The sequence below is a fragment of the Bdellovibrio sp. genome, assembly GCF_047637665.1.
Classification (GTDB): domain Bacteria; phylum Bdellovibrionota; class Bdellovibrionia; order Bdellovibrionales; family Bdellovibrionaceae; genus Bdellovibrio.
Window position 1 is genome coordinate 1 of record NZ_JBLJBT010000014.1, and the last position, 18,205, is coordinate 18,205.

Here is an 18,205-nt window from a genome sequence, read left to right on the forward strand (position 1 = left end):
GGTTTCCTTGAAGTTCCCTTTTATTAATCAGTACCTTTTTAGGGGTACAGATCATCCCCTGGTTTTTTTATTATTAACTCATTTGCACAAGCTCTGCTCTAGGCAGAGCTCTTCTTTTTAGCTTCTTCTTCCGCCTGAATTTCTTCGTCAGTTTTGTACACCAACATCGGCTGAGCCCCATCATTGATCACATTTTCGTCGATCACAACTTCCTTCACATTTGCTTTAGAAGGAATGTCGTACATGATATCCAACATCGCCGTTTCAAGAACTCCGCGAAGACCCCGGGCTCCCGTCTTCCGTTTCAAAGCCATCTGTGCCACCGCACGCAAAGCTTTGTCCGTAAACTTCAGCTCCACACCCTCAAAGCTGAAAAGCTTTTGGTATTGCTTGGTGATGGCGTTTTTGGGTCTCACCAAAATGTCCATCAAAGCTTCTTCATCTAATTGACCCAATACCGCAATCGCCGGTAAACGACCGATAAACTCAGGGATCAAACCGAACTTAGACAAATCATCCGGCTCTACCTTAGCAAGGAGGTTCGAGCTCTTCTCGACCTCTTCCGCCGTACGAATATCTGCGGCGATACCCATCGTTTTATTCGAAGTTCTGTTTTCGATGATCTTATCAAGACCCACGAAAGCTCCACCCACGATGAACAAAATATTTGTTGTATCTACTTGGATGAACTCTTGCTGTGGATGCTTACGTCCCCCTTTTGGAGGAAGATTCGCCACAGTTCCCTCAAGGATCTTCAAAAGAGCCTGCTGAACACCCTCACCACTCACGTCACGCGTGATGGAAGGATTTTCAGATTTACGAGAGATCTTGTCGATCTCGTCCACGTAAATCACACCTCTTTGGGCCTTTTCAACGTCGTAGTCCGCTGCCTGCAACAAGTTCAACACAACATTCTCGACGTCTTCACCGACATAACCGGCTTCCGTCAAAGTCGTCGCATCCGCCATCGCAAAAGGCACATTCAAAATTTTAGCAATCGTCTGAGCCAACAAAGTTTTTCCTGATCCCGTAGGACCGATCAACAAGATGTTCGACTTTTGCATTTCAACATCGGCTGCCTTTTTCCCTTGAGACAAGGCATTCACACGCTTGTAGTGATTGTGAACAGCAACAGCCAAAGTTTTCTTCGCCTGCACTTGTCCGATCACATAGTCATCAAGATACGTTTTAATGTCCGAGGGTTTGGGAACTTTGAAAGTCCCTTTGACCGCCGTCTCGCGCTCTTTTTCCTCGTCGATAATATCATTACAAAGATCAATACACTCATCACAGATGTAAACGCCGGGCCCTGCAATCAGCTTTTTAACTTCTTTTTGGCCTTTGCCGCAAAAGCTGCATCTCAATGCGCCGTTAGTGTCTTTCGTTGTCATCGCTTATTATCCTTTTTTTGCTTTTCGAGATTCTACAACGTGGTCAAGCAATCCGAATTCCTTGGCTTGGTAAGGGTCCATAAAGTTATCCCTTTCCATCTGCTCTCTCAAGAAATCATACGGTTTGCCTGTGTGCGTTTCATAAATGCGAGTGAGTTTTTCTTTTGTTCTGAGCAACTCTCTAGCATGAATTTCAATATCCGTTACTTGTCCTGACAATCCGCCTCCAGAAAGGAGCGGCTGATGGATCATAATACGAGTGTTAGGAAGACTGTAACGCTTTCCCTGTGTTCCCGCCGTCAACAGCAAAGAACCCATACTTGCTGCCATCCCCATGCAATATGTTGCCACGTCGCACTTTACAAATTGCATAATATCGTAGATCGCAAGACCTGCAGAGACACTTCCGCCGGGAGAGTTGATGTAGAGGTGGATGTCCTTGTCTGGATTATCAACTTCCAAGAAAAGAAACTGTGCGATAATCGCGTTGGCAACCTCATCTGTCACCGCAGATCCTAGGATCACGATGCGGTCTTTTAAAAGGCGGGAGTAGATGTCGTATGATCTTTCACCCTTTGAGGTCTGCTCTATGACGTATGGAATGAGTGCCACTGCTGTCTCCTGTGGTTGTGATTGAGGTGTCATTCTTTGCTACCTATCGGAATACTTACGCAGGACTTTATCAAAAAGCCTTGGACCCGTTCAACTGCTGTGCTACATCTATTGAAGTTTGACAAAACTGAATCATTTTAAGGGGTTCTTATGGCATTCAATTTACTTAACAAAGACATCGAAACACTCACATGCCCGGCTTTGGTCGTGTTTTCCAAATCATCTTCTCAAAAAGATAAACCTGGAAAAGTGACTCATTCTGAGCTCAACAAAAGACTTGCGGGATCTTTGGAGGACAAGGCCATCACTGGTAAGCACCAAGAAACGGTGACTTTCCGTGAACTCAACTACAAAGGCTTCCGTCACGTGATCGTTGTCGGCCTCGGTAAAGAGAATGAAATTGACCATGAAAGCGTTCGTCAGTCTGTGGCGGCGGCTTTTGAAGCCATCAAAGCTTCCGGAGTCAAAGAAGCGGCTTTGCACTTCGATGGTATCACCACCAGCAAAAAAGACGCGGCGGACTTCGCCAAAGCCACAGCTGAAGGATTGATCCTGACGTCTTATGTTTTCAACGAATTAATGTCTTCTAAAAAAGAAGAAAAAGAGATCGACGTTCACGTCGTCACTAAGCTTGCGACCGACAAAGCGGTTAAAGCCGGCTTCAGTGAAGGCGTGATCCTTGGTACTTGCACAAACTTCTCTCGCCGCCTCGGTGATATGCCTGCAAACTATATGACTCCCACAATCCTTGCCAACACGGCAGTTGATGCTGCCAAAGGCACCGGCATTAAAGTCACTGTGTGGGACAAGGCGCGTATTAAAAAAGAAAAAATGGGTGGTCTTTTGGGTGTCTCCAACGGATCTGCTCAAGAGCCTCGTTTTATTATCATGGAATACAAAGGCGCTGCGGCCTCTAAGAAGCCTGTCGTTTTTGTTGGTAAAGGTCTTACTTTTGACTGCGGCGGAATCAGCATTAAGCCTTCAGCTGGCATGGAAGAAATGAAGTATGACATGTGCGGGGGCGCAAATGTTATCGGCACATTGCTTGCCATTGCGAAACTTAAACTCAAAATCAATGCTGTAGGTTTGGTTGCTTCTACTGAAAACCTTGTAGGTCCTGAAGCTACAAAACCAGGGGATGTTCACACCGCTCGCAACGGAAAGACTTTCGAAGTGAACAACACGGACGCGGAAGGCCGTTTGATCTTGGCGGATGCTCTTTCTTACGCGACAGAGTTGAATCCACAAGTCATTATCGACGCTGCCACTTTGACTGGAGCCATCGTTGTTGCCTTGGGAAATACGCACACTGGTTATTTCACACGCAACTCGGCTTTGAAAAACAAAGTTGAAAAAGCGGCTGGTGAGTCTGGCGAGTGGGTCTGGAATATGCCTCTTTGTGACTTCCACGTAAAAGACATGAAAGGCACTTATGCAGATCTTTCTAACATGTCTTACACTAAAGGTGCAGGCTCCGCGACAGCGGCGGCGTTCCTAGAACAGTTTGTTGGCGAGGGTATTCCCTGGGCCCACTTTGACATTGCAGGCACTGGATGGGCTGTCGGAAATCGTCTTCCGTATTGCCCGAAAAAAGGGGCTTCCGGCGCAATGCTTCGCACGTTCGTCGAGCTTGCAAAACAACACGCTTAATTAGCTCAAAGAGATTCCAACAAAAAACCCCTCAAGATTTGAAATCAAGAGGGGTTTTTTTATGTCTTAATTTAGAAAAATCTTTCTTCTATTTTACCAAGAAAGAACCATGGGATGCCCCAGGTGGCGCGCCACCTCGTCACTCTCAATCACCAAAGCTTCTGAGGCCTTCTCATTGAAGAGCTTCACAGATTTAAGAAGCCAGGTACGTGGCCACTCTTCGGGGAGATTTGAAAATCGAACTGTCACCGGTGCTCCTTCATTAAATTGAAACTCCCCGTCTCCAGGTCGCTCTCCCAAGATCTTTGCCACCGGCACAAACAGGGGACTTATTTTTGTCATGTCAGGAGAGTACTCACAACGGCCTTCGATCTCCATCACCGGCTTTTCGCCAGCCACTGAAACCCCTTCGGCCTCAAAGCTTAAAAAAACTTTGCCGAATTCCTGGCAAGCCAGCTTCTTTTGCCCACGATCATCCACAAAAACAAAGTGTCCCAAACCAATGCCAGTCCCCGCAGGCGTTTTGCGCAGCTCAAGGCCGGTCAAAAGACGTTGTTTGACCGCCTCATGAAGCTTTTCACCATTTAGATGAGAGAAATCAAAATTGTTTCTTACTGCCGCGGGATCGCGATTCACCTGAGCCTGGTCCGTGGTGCAATAGATAACGGAGTATCCCACCACAAAGCACAGAATAAACAAAGAAAACACACCATAGAATTTTCGCATAAGCCCGGCCCTCTTTGGTGTAGAATAACATGATCTTTTAAGAGGACCTCGGTTTTTTTAGAATTTGCTGGCCGTTAGTCCGCCTTTTAAGACTTTCCACAACCGACGGGTTGATACCCCTTAAACTCCGCCCCCATCTCTTGGGCTTCCATCGCAATAGCTAAAAGTCCCAGCTTCGCGGTCCAACCATAAACGTTTTCTTGAGGGCAGCCTGGCGTATTGATCGCAAGATCGGAAACACAAAGGCGCTTATACACAGCGCCCGGACTGTTCAGGCTTTCGGTAGAGCTTTTCTCTGCATGAGTTCTTAAAAATCCCCCCGCCAAGTCACAGCCGATCATATAAATCACCGGCTCTGCGCTGGCACCATCCGCTTGCACGATGGACGGAATTCCTTCCTGAATAATAACCTCTTCGACGTCCCGCCCACCCTTGGCCGCCTTCATCTTCTTGCGAGATTTATAAGACCATTCTTTAACTTCTGCACCTGAGCCCACTCGAATCACCGCAAGGCCGTATGTTCCGGCGTTGTTCTTCACAAAGACAAACGGCTCTTGAGTGATGCCGCGCTTTTGATAGTCTTCTCGAAGGCGCGCCAACATCGCATCCACTCTTTGTGCCAAGGCTTCTCGACTGGACTCATCCCCGATGTCGAAATTTTCAAAAAGTTCTGTTTCCACTCTCATCAAAAACGGATCGATTTGAGTGATCTGGGAAAACTCGTTCACAAGCTGATTGTAGTATTCAAAATAGGTGCTCTTTTTACGCTGATACCAACCCAACTCACGGGGAGGGTTCATCGGGAACTCGGCCACCGTCGCCGCCCAATCTTCGTAGGCCTCGGAAAAATCATTATTGCTAATGATCAAGTCGGGCTTAAAGGTCTTAAAAAGTTCTCCTGTTTTTAAGGCCGAGTGAACAGTCACTTCGTTTCCAGCAGAACTTGTTAACATCAAAGGCTCGGGAAGATCCTTGGGTATAGCGACTTTCACAACACGACCACTGGCTTCGATCAAATTACGAATGGTGTGTACGTTTTCCCAATAAAACGCATTGTTGGTGTGTTCTTCCGTAACTAACAGAATATTCTTAATGCCCGCCCCGTAGTGTTTAGTGATGTACTTATTCATCAATCCCTCTGACGTTTCCTTGTCAGTCGGACAGATGTTATTAAACCCCGCAGGAAAAATATTCGCGTCGACATTAGAGATCTTATAACCGGAATCACGAATGTCATAACTAGAATAAATCGGATAAGACAAGTTGCCGGTCTTCTGTGAGAACCAAGCACAAATGGCATCCATATTGGCGAGTGTCTGTTTGTGTAGTGTTAATTTCGCCACCGTGACTCCTTCGTTCCTCTTATAAATTCGGATCTTCTTTAGGAACAACTTTGGGAGGAAGAGGTATAGAGGACTTCTGCTCCTCTGGCAACAAAGAGTCGGCTTTGACTCGGCCCGACCGTTTAAGGCTGTTGAGCTTCTGCGATTCTTCGGTGAGACTCATGGTCTCTCCACTTCCATATAATACTTTTTCGGTTTTCTTCCTAACCTCGCTCAGGTACTGGAAGAAGCTCTGCTCATAGACATTTGGAACTTGATCCGCAAAAGGTCTATAAAGTTCCGCCTGATCGATCAAGTCAATAAGATCCCCACCCAAGCGTATTTGCAGTTCACGCTGGTCTCGCGTGGATTCAAATTGGAGATAAAGATCACGATAAATTTCCTGCAATTTGTCTTGAGCTCGCAGTGACCACGCGGGATCCTCTTGGCGCAACGACTTAATCAAATAGACTTGCACCCACTTTTGCCCCCGCACGAACTCCTCGAAGGTGTCGACAGAAAGCTGATTGGTCGAAACACTGCCCATCTGAAAATAAGTTTTTGCCAGCCACTCTTTTTGAAGAGGGGGGCCCTTGGCCGCGACCACCTTCGCAATTCCTTTGTCGGCCTCATTAAGATAAGAGATGGCCTCAGATTCTCTTCCTTGGCGCGCGTACACGGCCGCCAAACGAGCTGGAATTTCAGCCAGCGCCGTTTCGACTGGCAAGTGCTCTGCTAGCTTTTTTGCATCCAACAGTGCTGCCACCGTCTTCATATCATCCCCCAAAGCCTCATAGACAAAGGACATATGATAAAGAGATTGCGCGGCGATCGCAGGCTGATCTTTTAAAGTCTTCAAATAGATATCTCGATCCAACCTCGCGGCCTCTTGAAAGCGCCCCATGCCCTCCAAAGCTTGAGCCTCTCCCATTCGAGCCGATTGAAGAAATACGGACTGCGGATGACGCCATTGAAAATCACGAAATAAAACTCGAGCCTCTTCAAAACGCGCCAAAGCTATGAACTTTTCTGCGTTGATCAACTCGGCCTCTTCAGACTCGCGCTTAAGACGAGGAACCTCGGGGCTTTCATGCGAAGTTATTAAGGTCGAACATCCACAAAGTCCCAAAAGAAAAGTCATCAAATAGATTTTCACGTTTTCTTTTCTCCCTCAGCGATCAAGCCACTCAGTTCTTCCAGCCCACTTAGATCTGAAATATCTTTCACCAAGTCGGGGATGCGAAACACTCGAGCCTCTTTGCGAATATTTGCTTCAAACTGCTGGTAAATCAGATCCCTTTGATTGTAGTAGGACCTCATTTGCGAGTACAAGCTCACAAGATCCCCATGGCCCTTTTGCGACTTGTCCTCCGATCGGAGGTCCAGCCAATAAGGGAAAACTCGATTTAAAACCACCGTGGTCAGGTGATACCCGCCCTTTTTGATCTCCCTTGAAAAATATTCGGCCTCTTTGAGCTTGGCCTGATCAAACGAGGTCACTAGGCAAAACTGCGTCGAGGGGGCCACCAACAGACGATGGACATCGACCGTCCTTTTAAGCAACTGTTCTTGCCACTGTTCGATGTTGGTAAAGAAATCACCTAGCTCGTGAATGAACGTCGAACCCGTGAGGGTCTCTAAAATCTTGAGTACCTGGCGGGTCCCCGTTTGCAAAAGTTGACCAAAAAATCCAGATTTCTTTCCTTCGGGATCTCGGAACCACTTCGCAACGCCTTCATTAAATAAAGCCGAAAGTTTTTGAGGCGCATGCAGAAAATCAATCGCGTGCTTGGTGGGCGGCGTATCTAAAATGATCAGATCAAATTCGCCAGACTCATAACACGAGTAGAGCTTTTCCAAAGCAGTGAACTCTTGCGAACCACTCAAGTTGGTCGAAAGCTGTTGGTACAATCGGTTTTTATAGATCTTCTCTGCCGATTCCGCCCGGCGGGCCGCTCGTGCTACAAAGTCATCAAAAGTTTTTTTATGATCAATCACGGAAGCATAAAGCTCGCCGGCAAAATTTTGCCCCGGCACCTTAGTAATATCTTTACTGCCTTCTATCCCCAAGGTCTGTGCCAAACGTTTTGCCGGATCAATCGTCAGTACAAGAACGCGCTTTCCTTCTTTTGCCGCGAGCACGGCCAACGAGGCTGCCACGGTGGTCTTCCCGACTCCGCCACTGCCGACGCAAATAAGCACTTTGGTGTCCTGAAAAATTGTCGGACTCATCGCAGGACCTCAGCAATTTTTTCGACTAGGGGCCACGCATTGGTTTCAAAAAATAAGGGGATCGTCTGCAGATCAGAAGTCACCTGCTTCGCTTTTTCAAGAATCCCTTGCTGATGCTCTAGCTGATACTCGATATAGGCTGCAAACTTCCCAAGGTCCGTCGCTTCCCCTTGAGCCTCCTTGAGCGAGGCCAGAGGTATGGTCGTTGTCACCACCTTGTTCATGATCAAGTCAGCGGAAATCTCGAACTCGGCCTTCAAGCGCTGCAAAAGTTCGGTCGCCTCTTTGACGGGTAACTCTTCAGGCAAAGTCACAATATGATAGCTTGTTAAATCTTTATTGCGAATGCAGGCATCGATGCTGCGACTTTGTTCTCCCATCGGCCCAAACTGCACCGCCTGAGCCATTCCCTTGGGGGCTTCCAAAAGAGCCACGAAATGCCCTGTAGCAAAGGCATCAACGACCAGACAATCAAAAGGCAAAGCCGGACCGTGTTTACGGGGACCACTTGTCACCTTTCCCATAATGGCCAACTCTGGTAAGGCCGGGGCCACGTTGATGAAGGCCTTCATAACCGCATTTTCGAAAAACAGTTTTGCAAGACTTTCCACCTTGATGAAATGACGGGCATATTCTTGAAGACAGGCCTCCCCCGTCCAGAGCGCCAAAGAGAGATTCGGAGCAATAGAGGTTGGCTGGTAACCCACCGCTGGCAAGTCAAAGAAGTCCTTATAGAAGCTCTGATCCCCAAGTTCTACGAGGAGGACTTTTTTCCCCTCCCTGCTCTTCTTTAGGGCCAGGGCTGCGGCAACCACCGACTTTCCCACGCCCCCTTTTCCGGTCACAAAGTGAATCTCTTGCTTCATAGGTTCTTAGAGTGTCTCTGACCTGGTAAATATAGGCATTACGCGCTGCGATAGCGTTGCCTTCAGTCAGCTCCTCCTCTAATATCCATCGGTTTTATTAGGAGAACAAAAACATGAAATCGAATGTAGAAAAAGTCTCTAATTTGTCCCGAAAGTTGAATATCGAAGTTCCCGCAACTGCTGTTCAAACTGCTTTCCAAAAAATCTTCAATGGCATCCAAAAAGACGTCACCATCAAAGGATTCCGTAAAGGAAAAGCTCCTTTGACGACCATCAAAAGTCTTTACGGTGATCGCGTGAAACAAGACGTGGTTCAAGATTTGATCCAGAAACACTATGCAATGGCTTTGGACGAGCACAAGCTTGAGCCCATCAGCTATCCTGAATTTGAGTTTGCGGATCCTTCTGAGAACAAGGATTTCTCTTTCTCTGCGGCCTTTGATGTTCGCCCTGAAATCAGCCTGAAGAAATATGAAGGTCTTGAAGTTGAGAAAGAAAAGTATGAATTTGATCCAAAGAAAGTGGATCAGGTTCTTGAGAATATCCGTGCTTCTCGTGCTACTTTTGAAACGGTTTCTGAAGCTCGTGCCGCGAAATTGGGCGATGTTGCCGTGATCGATTTCGAAGGTTTCATGGGCGGAGCTCCTCTTGAAAATGGCTCTGGAAAAAATCACCACCTTGAGCTTGGTGCTAAACAATTCATCGACGGTTTCGAAGATGGCATTGTTGGCATGAAAGCCGGCGAATCCAAAACAATCTCTTTGAAATTCCCAGATCCTTATCACTCTGCAGAGCTTGCTGGTAAACCAGTCGAGTTCAAAGTCACTTTGAACGAAATCAAAGCGAAAGTTTTGCCAGAGTTGACTGAAGAGTTCTTGGCGACTTTGGGCGGACCAAAAGATCTCGCTTCTTTGAAAAAATCTATCGAAGACGATTTGGCGCAAACTGAACAAAAGCGTATCGACGACGCTTTCAAAAACCGTCTTTTGAAAAACCTTGTTAAGGAAAATCCCGTAGAAGTTCCTCCTTCATTGTTGAAAGAACAAAAAGCCTCTTTGGTGGAAGACTTCAAAAAACGTATGGCTGAACAAGGCATGGGCGAAAACGATTTCGCTTCTTATGTTGAAAAGTGGGATAGCGATTTTGCAAAAACGGCGGCTGAGATGATCCAATCTTCGTTCCTTGTTGATGCGATTGCAAAAAAACACGATCTTTTCTGCAAAAAGGAAGATCTTGACGCAAAATTCGCTGAATACACTGCTCAAACAGGTATTGAAGAACAACGCATCCGTGAATTCTACGGCCGCCCTGAACAAGCTAGCCGTCTGACTTACATGATCACCGAAGAAAAAGTGATCGCGTTCTTGAATAAGTCCGTCAAAGTTAAAGAAGTTCCAGCGGGCTCTTTGAAAGAAGAAGCTAACTAGAACTGAAACAATAAGTTTCAAATAAAAAAGGCTCACCGCAAGGTGGGCCTTTTTATTTTGTACAGCCTGGACAAAACTCAGTTAGTGACAGTTACGGTATTCTTCGAAGTATCTTTGGCAGATAGAGTATTGGGAATTACAGTCGTTGCTGTCCGTCGAGTGATAGGTCGCAGCGGGGCATTGGCGGGCCGCTCCTCTTTGAACGACGACACCAAACTCTCCCTGTGCGTAAGGGGTGTTGTTGTCAGAGAAAATCTTGTAGCGAATCGTATTTCGTCCATACTCAAGCAATGGCTTTTGAAATAGCGTTGAGATCCATAGATTGAAGGCATCTCGGCTTTTTCCGCGAGCTCCATCGTAGTTATTCACCTTAGAGCGAGAAGATCCGTCCTCATGAAAGGCCATCAGCTCAACTTTGTCCGCGCGAGCATCCTGAGGTCCCACAAAATAGTCATAGGCCTGGGGGTCCATGACCACATCACGACAAGTATATAAAGCCGTGCCTGAGCCATTAAAGCCGTTACATTGAACTTGAACTTGTCCTTGGATGGGCGTGGCGATCAGTGCATTGCCATTGGCAAAGCCCGCAGCATGAGCTTTTGCCATTAAGCAAAATGTGATGATAGAAAACAACACTTTCAACATGAAAGGCCCCCTCTGCCCGTCTACTTGAAGGCAGCCAGAGTAGGGCCTCGAAAACAGAGAATCAATAACTAGCGCGTCAAAACTTTCAGCGTATCCCACGCCTTCAAGTAGCTAAATGCTTGATATGCTTGATAATCGGACTTGAAAAGCTTTTCGCGAGGCGACAGTTTTTCTTCCTTTTTTGAACCCACGTCCTTCCACCAAGCAAGAGCGCCCTCTTCAGCACCTTGTTTTGTATCAAGTTTTTCTGCGGCCTTTTCACGATCTCCCTTAAGATGGCCTGCAATGTCCCCTTCCCGAGTGGTCGGCGACTTTAAGATCGCTTTTGAAAATGCCTCTGGATCCACATCTTCAATTTCAATATCAGGATGAATTCCCTCCGCCTGAATCGAGATGCCACTTGGAGTGTAGTAGCGAGCCACCGTCAGCTTCAAACCACTTCCATCACCCAACTTAATCACAGACTGCACCGACCCTTTACCGAATGTGCGTTGCCCGACGATCAAAGCTCGTTTGTTGTCTTGAAGAGCTCCCGAAACAATCTCGCTGGCACTGGCCGTATATTCATTCACCAAGATCACAACAGGGAAATGAGTGTAAGGCCCCTTCTTGGTTGCCACGGCCACTTCTTTGTCGTTCTTGTTGCGACCAATCGTGCTCACGATGGTTCCCTCTTTCAGGAACATATCACTCACTTTCACAGCTTGATCCAACAAGCCACCCGGATTACGGCGAAGATCGATCAAAAGACCGCTCATTTGGCCTTTGTTATCTTTCATATGTTTTTCAATCGTCTTCTGAAGATCTTTTGCCGTGTTTTCAATAAAGCTTGTGACCTTCACATACGCAAAACCCTCACCCAAGTCGGTGTACTTCACGGATTTGATCTTAACACTGCCGCGAACCACGGTGATATCCCGAGGCTTTTCTTCATTTTCTCGGACAACTCGCAAAATAATTTTGCTGCCTTTTTTTCCTCGCATAAGTTGAGAGGCTTCCACAAGACTCATGCCTTTGGTGCTGGTACCATCAACCGCAATCACCTTGTCGCCAGCTTTGATTCCCGCTTCCCAAGCAGGGGCATCTTCAATCGGAGAAATAATGGTAAGAACACCATTTTGAATGGAAATCTCAATCCCCAAACCTCCGAACTCCCCGCTGGTTTCGGTCTCAAAATCTTTAAAGATATCCGGCGGCATAAAGTTGGTATGTGGATCCAACTCACGAAGCATCCCCTTGATGGCGCCATAGACCAGCTTCTTCGTATTCACCTCTTCCACATAGTATTGCTGAATCAGATTCAGAACCTTACTGAAGTTCTGCAAATCCGCATATCTTTCTTGGGCGAAGGCTCGAACTTGGAAACCTGACTCTGCCATGATGAACAGGGTCACCAAAAGGGCAACTCCCAAGAGGTAGGTTTTCCAGTAGCGTTTAAGTGATTGCATAGTGTTAGAGTCCTTTCATCCACTGTTGCGGGTCGTAGGGTTCGGAAAAATGTCTAATTTCAAAATATAATCCAGAACTTTTCTCAGGAGGAGCCTCACCCACCTGAGCAATGACCTGAGACTGAGTGATCTCGTCCCCGACATTGACCTTCACATCTTGAGCATGGGAATAGACGCTGTAGTAGTGATCTCCATGATCCACAATCAAAGTCTTTCCAAAACCTGGAAGATCCCCCACATATGATATGCGTCCTTCAAATACTGATTTAATAGGGCTTCCCTTCGCGGCGGCGATGTAAATTCCTTTGTGTGATAAAGTATAGGGGTGATCCTCCCCTTTCATAAGTCCAAATTTTTGGGTAATTACTCCCTGCAAAGGCGGAGGCAACCCCCCTTTTTGATCTGCAAACGAGGGTTTAAACAAAAGATCGAACAGTCCAGCATCGTCGATATTGTTTTGCAGCGATTTCTCGCGGAGGCCATTGATTTTATTCATGGCAAACATCTTATTCTTACGAATACCGTCGAGGATCTTTCCCTTAAGATCTTGCTCTCGTCGAAGCTGTCTTTCCTGGGCCACAATTTTAGCTTCCACTGACTTGAGACTTTCAAGCCGTGTCGCCAAGGTTTTTCGTTTTGATTGGAGGTCGTAAAGATCTCGACGGTAGTTCTTTATCATCTCCAAATCACGGGATGCGACAATTCCTAAGATTTTAAGATTGCGTTCCAGCGATGCTGAGCTGGAAGAAGAAAAAAGAAAGCGCGCCAAAGACGGCCCTCCCAGTTTATAAATAGCTCTTAATCGTTCTGCCAAAAGAGCTTTTTGAGACCTCGATTTTTGATCTAGATCTTCCACCTTCAATGAGAGAGTTCGAATGCTCACTTCCAAGAAAGCCCGTTGCTGAGACAGGCTTCCCTTATCGGTCACAATCTTTTTAATTTTTTTATTAAGTTGATAGAGCGCCGAAAGCGTTTGCCGCTGCTTAAGCTCCGCATCTTCTAATTTCTTTTTGGTCGCCTCAAAGTCTTTAGCCAAACTATCCGCGTTCGTGGACGCCAGGGAGTTTACCCCAAGCGCCAAGGACAAGATCAAAACTAAGAGGCCACGCAAGATGCTCAATCTTTACCTCTGGCTTCCTGAAAAACCGTCATTAAGACGACGCACACAAAGATAGGACGCCAAAGAGCCCAACGCGACCCCACCGACAATAAAGACCCCAATAAGGCCCGGACTAATAAACTGTAAATGCTCACCCAAACGAAGAAAGCTGAGCTTATCCACAAGAAGGTTTTTAATGCCGATAAAGATCGTAAAACATAACAAGATCGCCAACGCCGAAGAGCTAAACCCTAAAGTGGCCCCTTCAATGAGGAAAGGTTTGCGAATCATAGAAGATGTTGCGCCGATCATTTCCAAAACGACAATCTCGTCTTTGCGGTTCTGAACTGAGGCACGAATTGCATTGGAAATAACGAACAAGGCGGCGACAACAATAACAATGCCGAGAAGGCGCAAGGTCATCTCAATGGCCGAAACCAAAGCGGCGTACTTTTCAACCCAGTCCTGACCATAACTGACCTCATCCACACCCTCCAGACCCTTCACTTCGCCAGCCAAAGACCGTAGAACTTCCATCTGTTGTGACGCGGGAATATCTGCCGCAAGACGAACCTGCAAACTGGACGGAATCAGCTTCAAAAGTTCTTCATCCTGAGTCAGATCAGGGGCGTAGCTTGCCAGCTGAGTGCGAAAGTCCCCTAAAGCCTTTTCCTGAGTGACGTAGTGAATCTCTCCCACGGATTTGGATTCTTTGATCTTGTTCTCGATGAACTCGCGACCTTTTTCAGAAAGATCTTGGGAAAGGTAAACGGTCATCTGAACGTCTTCTCCCCATAACGTCAGAATATTCTTAAAATTTTGAGCGATCAAAAGCGCCGAGCCCATAACCACGAAACACGCGGTAACAACCACCAAGGTCGAAACTTTGAGGGCCCAATTTTTTTGTGGAGGTCTCATTTCTTGTCTCCCACAATCATGCCGTCGCGAAGTTCAAGGGTTCGTTTGTTTCTTCTTTTCACCATTTCGTGATCATGTGTGGCCACAAAAACCGTCGTCCCTTGGGCACAAACTCTTTCTAAAAGATCCATGATTTCTTCACTCAAGCGAGGATCTAAATTTCCAGTTGGCTCATCGGCAATCAAAACACCGGGTTGATGGATGATGGCTCTGGCAATCGCGGTTCTTTGCTGTTCCCCTCCGGAAATAAACTCAGGATACTGATCATGTTTGTGAGCAAGACCCACTTGTTCCAAAACTTCATAGACCCGGCGTTGAATGGCGGGGGCCTTGTCACCGCGAACAATCAATGGCAGAGCCACATTCTCAAAGATCGTGCGATCTTTGAGAAGTTTGAAGTCTTGAAAGACCACGCCAATTTTTCTTCTGAACAAGGGAATTTGCGTATTCTTTATGGAAAGAAGATCGTGCCCCGCCACCTTCACGTCTCCCGAGGTCGCCGTATCGTAGGCCGAAATCATTTTGAACAAGGTTGTTTTGCCAGCCCCACTCGGACCCGTCAGAAAAACGAACTCACCTTTGTCGATTCGCAGATCGACATTTTTTAAAGCGTGAACCGGGCCTGGATAAGTCTTATAGACATGAGAGAATTCAATCATCTTTCTATCTTATGAAAGACCAAGGAAGATGAGTACTCGCCTCAAGTCGAGGTTTTCATTAGAATTGCATTTTCTAAAGGCGCCTAGGGGGTCCCACCTGCCATTAGAGTGTCGATAATCGTGGAATGTTGACGACGCAGGGCAAGCTTGATTGCTTCTTCGGTCTGACTAGATCCCATCTTGAGAACCGTTTCGTAGGGTGTCTTGATGGTTTTTAACACTGCTCCATTGCAAAAGATGCGACTTACCAAATACGGATTTTGCAAACCCCAATCTTCTGTCTGCACGTGGTACTTTTGTCCTCGCACCGTGATGTCTGAATTGAAGCCTTTTTGCACTGCCACGAACCTCTTGAAAGAAAAAAATGATCAGACGACACATTATCAGAATTTCTTCCCTGGCTCATCAAATTTTTCTTGGAGTCATGAGCAATTAAAACTAGAGTCATTATCTGTAAATTCAGGGAGATTTAATTATGAAAAAGTTGTTGTACGTTTTAGGCGCATGGACCTTTTTATTCTCTACGTCGGCGTTTTCCGCTGAGCCCCTCTCTGGCGAAGCCGAGGCCGGCGGGGTAATTGTCAGTGGCAACAACAATTCAGAAAGCTATAACGCCAAAGCCAAAACGGTCTTCACGCAGGATAAGAATGTTTACACCGCCTCGGGCCGCTATCTAAAAACAGATTCTAACGGTGTCGAAAGTGCTCGCAACTGGGAGGCCGGAGTTCGGTATGAACGCGAATTGACAGATTACTTCGGTGTCTTTGTCGGTCAAAAAGCAGAAAGTGACATCTACAATGGTTACATCCAAAGGGATTCTACGGATGCGGGTCTTAAGTACTCTCTGATTAAAAGTGACGACATGAATTGGTTCCTCGAGGCCGGTTATCGTTACCAAAAAACTTTACCGACTGTTGGTAGCACGACTCATGACAATCTAGGTCGTCTTTTCTCGGAATTTAACAAGTCTATGGATAAAACTTTGTCGTTTAAATACTGGGCAGAGTATCTTCCGAACTTCACCAACACAGACGCCTATTTGATCAACACGGAGGCCTCCTTGAATGTTATGTTGAACTCGGTCTTTTCGTTGAAGCTCGCTTATTTATTACAATATCAAAATTTGCCAGCGGCCGGCGGTAAGTACTCGACAACTACGAGTACAATGAACCTCGTCGCAAAATTCTAAGAAAGGATCACTACAATGTTCAAAGAGTTTAAAACCTTTATCATGCGTGGAAATGTTCTGGATTTGGCGGTGGGGATTATCATTGGAGCCGCCTTTGGAAAGATTGTTTCTTCCTTTGTCGGCGACATTCTGACCCCCATTCTTAGTCTTGCCCTTGGAAAAATTGATTTCTCCAATCTCTTTGTGGTTTTAAATGGTGAAGCATATCCCACTCTTGAAGCTGCCAAAAAGGCCGGCGTTGCCACTTTAAATTACGGTCTCTTCATCAATGCCGTGATCGACTTCCTCATTGTTGGTTTCGCCATTTTTCTGATTGTACGCATGGCAAATAAGCTTAAAAAAGAAGAGGCCCCGCCAGCACCCAATACCAAAGAGTGCCCCGAATGCCTCTCTTCTATTCCTTTAAAAGCACGCAAGTGCGCTCATTGCGGAAGCGCTGTTCAATAGCACCTGCTGTCTCAAAATGAGATGTAAACCTTTTGTTCATCCCTGCCGATAATTGGTACTGGTATTGCACCATCTATTATCATCGGGGAGGAACTCAAATGAATAAGATTTCAGGCAAAACCCACAAGACAGTTGTCAAAATCTTTATCAACACTCTGACGGGAGCAATCCTTTCTACTTCTCTTTCTTTGGGAATTTCTCAGCACGCCTGGGCTGAGTCTGAAACTGTGCTTCGCCTTGAAGGTGAAGAGGCAAAAAGAGCTCACGAGGAAGAACAGCGCAACCGTCGTGATCGTGAACGCCGCGAACTTTGCAGAAATGCTGAAAATGACTACAAACAAGCCGAAACTAAAATTGCCGAGTCCTGCCGCAAAGCGGGTTTGGGAGCCGACTGCGTAAGTAAAGCCAAGTCATGCGCGGCGACGTCGGGAGAAGATTCTTTTGATTCCGTTTCAGTATTTGCTACAGCCTTGGGCCTTCCTGCGGGAAGCACCGCTGGAATCAGCAGTGCTTGTCCACAACAGGGCGGGCGCGACTACTTCCAAGATAAGGATAAGATTCAAAAAGAGATCAAAGACGTCGAGCAGGATCTGGCTGACCTAAATGATGATAAAGCCAAAATCCAAGACGACTACAACAAGCAAGTTCAAGATATTCAGGAATCTTTAACTAAGGCCCAAGAGGACTATAAAAAGAAGGAACTTGAGATTGGCGAAAAAGAGCGTCAGCGCATTGCTGAGTTCAATAATAGCCAAAACCAAGCTAAAGAAGAAATCCGCAAAAGATCCGCAGAGGTTCTAAAACTTCGTGGTCAGTTAATTCAGTCCCAGCGCGATAAGGCCCTCAAGCTGATTGCGATGACCGATGCCTCTGGAAAAAGAGCCTGCATGAAGGCCGTGAGTGAAGCCAAAAAATCCTATGATAGTGTTTCTTCAGGGACCAGCGCCAACCATATCGCACAAGCCAAACAGAAAAAAACGGAGCTTATCAATATCTACAATGATTGCATGAGCGCCTTTGACCAACAACGTGTCGCCTTGAATGAATCCAAGCGCCAAGAGCAAGAAGAGATCAACCAGCAAATCAACGACGCTCAATCGAATATGGATGAGATTCAAAACAGTTTGAATTTGGCCTCCACACAGCTTGAAGAAATGAAGCAAGCTTCACAAAAAGAGAAAAGTGACGCCCTTCAAAGTGTGATCGATCTGGGAACTCGTTCTCAACAACAAATGCAGGCGGCTTATAATAAAATGCAAGAGAACCTAAAAACTCTCGCAGCAAAAAGCGCCAGCTTGCAGGCCGCACTCAATCGATCCAACCAGTCTTTGATGAGTTTAGGCCCAGCTCCAAAACGTGGTTCTGAGTACAGTCCTGCGGATGCTTCGAGTGAAATCTCAGCTCAAGTAAACATCCTTGAGAGCATTTCTAGCAACCCAGACCTTTCGGCGTGCCCACAACTGAAAGGCGTCGTAGAAAAAAAGGTCAAAGCGTACAACGGAAAAACCTCAGGTCGTCGATAGATTCTCGACCTCGTCTTCGGCCTAGTGTCCCTAGACCCTCTCCGTTCACAC

At 46.5% G+C, this 18,205-nt stretch carries 18 protein-coding genes; 5 read left to right on the top strand and 13 right to left on the bottom strand.

The features are described from left to right. Window positions 1-98: 98 nt before the first annotated feature. Both clpX and ACM64D_RS02765 read right to left on the bottom strand, forming a co-directional pair. The gene (gene clpX, locus ACM64D_RS02760; RefSeq protein WP_415061662.1) at window positions 99-1,391 is read right to left on the bottom strand and encodes an ATP-dependent Clp protease ATP-binding subunit ClpX; all 1,293 of its coding nucleotides are present in this window, start codon (window positions 1,389-1,391) and stop codon (window positions 99-101) included. Between the two features lie 6 nt (window positions 1,392-1,397). After that, window positions 1,398-2,036 carry an ATP-dependent Clp protease proteolytic subunit gene (locus tag ACM64D_RS02765; protein WP_415061663.1) on the bottom strand — a complete coding sequence of 213 codons (639 nt, stop codon included), beginning with the start codon at window positions 2,034-2,036 and terminating at the stop codon, window positions 1,398-1,400. A 117-nt stretch (window positions 2,037-2,153) separates the two neighbouring features. On the opposite strand from ACM64D_RS02765, the gene ACM64D_RS02770 reads away from it, so the two are divergent. After that, on the top strand, window positions 2,154-3,653 hold the full coding sequence (locus ACM64D_RS02770; RefSeq protein WP_415061664.1) for a leucyl aminopeptidase: 1,500 nt from the start codon (window positions 2,154-2,156) through the stop codon (window positions 3,651-3,653). A gap of 93 nt (window positions 3,654-3,746) precedes the next feature. Here the strand turns inward: ACM64D_RS02770 and ACM64D_RS02775 are convergent, their stop codons facing one another. The 5 genes from ACM64D_RS02775 to ACM64D_RS02795 form a co-directional block, all read right to left on the bottom strand. After that, window positions 3,747-4,379 carry a hypothetical protein gene (locus tag ACM64D_RS02775; RefSeq protein ID WP_415061665.1) on the bottom strand — a complete coding sequence of 211 codons (633 nt, stop codon included), beginning with the start codon at window positions 4,377-4,379 and terminating at the stop codon, window positions 3,747-3,749. An 86-nt stretch (window positions 4,380-4,465) separates the two neighbouring features. Further along, entirely contained in the window at window positions 4,466-5,722 is a 1,257-nt protein-coding gene (gene gshA, locus ACM64D_RS02780; protein WP_415061666.1) for a glutamate--cysteine ligase, read from the bottom strand. A gap of 19 nt (window positions 5,723-5,741) precedes the next feature. Next, a complete protein-coding gene (locus ACM64D_RS02785) occupies window positions 5,742-6,857 on the bottom strand; it encodes a hypothetical protein (protein WP_415061667.1) in 1,116 nt (371 codons plus the stop codon). Next, on the bottom strand, window positions 6,854-7,933 hold the full coding sequence (locus ACM64D_RS02790; RefSeq protein WP_415061668.1) for an ArsA family ATPase: 1,080 nt from the start codon (window positions 7,931-7,933) through the stop codon (window positions 6,854-6,856). Before ACM64D_RS02790 ends, ACM64D_RS02785 begins: the two co-directional genes overlap by 4 nt. Continuing rightward, window positions 7,930-8,799, bottom strand: coding sequence for an ArsA family ATPase (locus tag ACM64D_RS02795; protein ID WP_415061669.1), 870 nt, complete (start codon window positions 8,797-8,799; stop codon window positions 7,930-7,932). The genes ACM64D_RS02790 and ACM64D_RS02795 overlap by 4 nt, the downstream gene beginning before the upstream one ends. A gap of 113 nt (window positions 8,800-8,912) precedes the next feature. Between ACM64D_RS02795 and tig the strand changes: the two genes are divergently transcribed. Beyond that, window positions 8,913-10,226 carry a trigger factor gene (tig, locus tag ACM64D_RS02800; protein WP_415061670.1) on the top strand — a complete coding sequence of 438 codons (1,314 nt, stop codon included), beginning with the start codon at window positions 8,913-8,915 and terminating at the stop codon, window positions 10,224-10,226. Between the two features lie 81 nt (window positions 10,227-10,307). Here tig and ACM64D_RS02805 read toward each other — a convergent pair whose 3' ends face one another. The 6 genes from ACM64D_RS02805 to ACM64D_RS02830 form a co-directional block, all read right to left on the bottom strand. Continuing rightward, entirely contained in the window at window positions 10,308-10,871 is a 564-nt protein-coding gene (locus ACM64D_RS02805; RefSeq protein WP_415061671.1) for a hypothetical protein, read from the bottom strand. Between the two features lie 68 nt (window positions 10,872-10,939). Beyond that, the gene (locus tag ACM64D_RS02810) at window positions 10,940-12,319 is read right to left on the bottom strand and encodes a S41 family peptidase (protein ID WP_415061672.1); all 1,380 of its coding nucleotides are present in this window, start codon (window positions 12,317-12,319) and stop codon (window positions 10,940-10,942) included. 4 nt (window positions 12,320-12,323) lie between these two features. Further along, the gene (locus ACM64D_RS02815) at window positions 12,324-13,439 is read right to left on the bottom strand and encodes a murein hydrolase activator EnvC family protein (protein ID WP_415061673.1); all 1,116 of its coding nucleotides are present in this window, start codon (window positions 13,437-13,439) and stop codon (window positions 12,324-12,326) included. Between the two features lie 3 nt (window positions 13,440-13,442). Further along, a complete protein-coding gene (locus ACM64D_RS02820) occupies window positions 13,443-14,336 on the bottom strand; it encodes a cell division protein FtsX (RefSeq protein ID WP_415061674.1) in 894 nt (297 codons plus the stop codon). Continuing rightward, window positions 14,333-14,995: a cell division ATP-binding protein FtsE gene (gene ftsE / locus ACM64D_RS02825; protein ID WP_415061675.1), complete on the bottom strand. Its 663-nt coding sequence runs from the start codon at window positions 14,993-14,995 to the stop codon at window positions 14,333-14,335. The genes ACM64D_RS02820 and ftsE overlap by 4 nt, the downstream gene beginning before the upstream one ends. 83 nt (window positions 14,996-15,078) lie before the next feature. After that, the gene (locus tag ACM64D_RS02830) at window positions 15,079-15,339 is read right to left on the bottom strand and encodes a hypothetical protein (RefSeq protein WP_415061676.1); all 261 of its coding nucleotides are present in this window, start codon (window positions 15,337-15,339) and stop codon (window positions 15,079-15,081) included. A gap of 131 nt (window positions 15,340-15,470) precedes the next feature. Here ACM64D_RS02830 and ACM64D_RS02835 point away from each other — a divergent pair, with 131 nt between their 5' ends. The 3 genes from ACM64D_RS02835 (at window position 15,471) to ACM64D_RS02845 (ending at window position 18,154) form a co-directional block, all read left to right on the top strand. After that, window positions 15,471-16,184 (top strand): DUF481 domain-containing protein, encoded by a 714-nt coding sequence (locus tag ACM64D_RS02835; RefSeq protein ID WP_415061677.1) that lies wholly within the window; start codon window positions 15,471-15,473, stop codon window positions 16,182-16,184. Between the two features lie 15 nt (window positions 16,185-16,199). Next, the gene (gene mscL / locus ACM64D_RS02840; protein WP_415061678.1) at window positions 16,200-16,631 is read left to right on the top strand and encodes a large conductance mechanosensitive channel protein MscL; all 432 of its coding nucleotides are present in this window, start codon (window positions 16,200-16,202) and stop codon (window positions 16,629-16,631) included. 98 nt (window positions 16,632-16,729) lie between these two features. After that, window positions 16,730-18,154, top strand: a complete 1,425-nt coding sequence (locus tag ACM64D_RS02845; protein ID WP_415061679.1) for a hypothetical protein — start codon at window positions 16,730-16,732, stop codon at window positions 18,152-18,154. Window positions 18,155-18,205 lie beyond the last annotated feature (51 nt).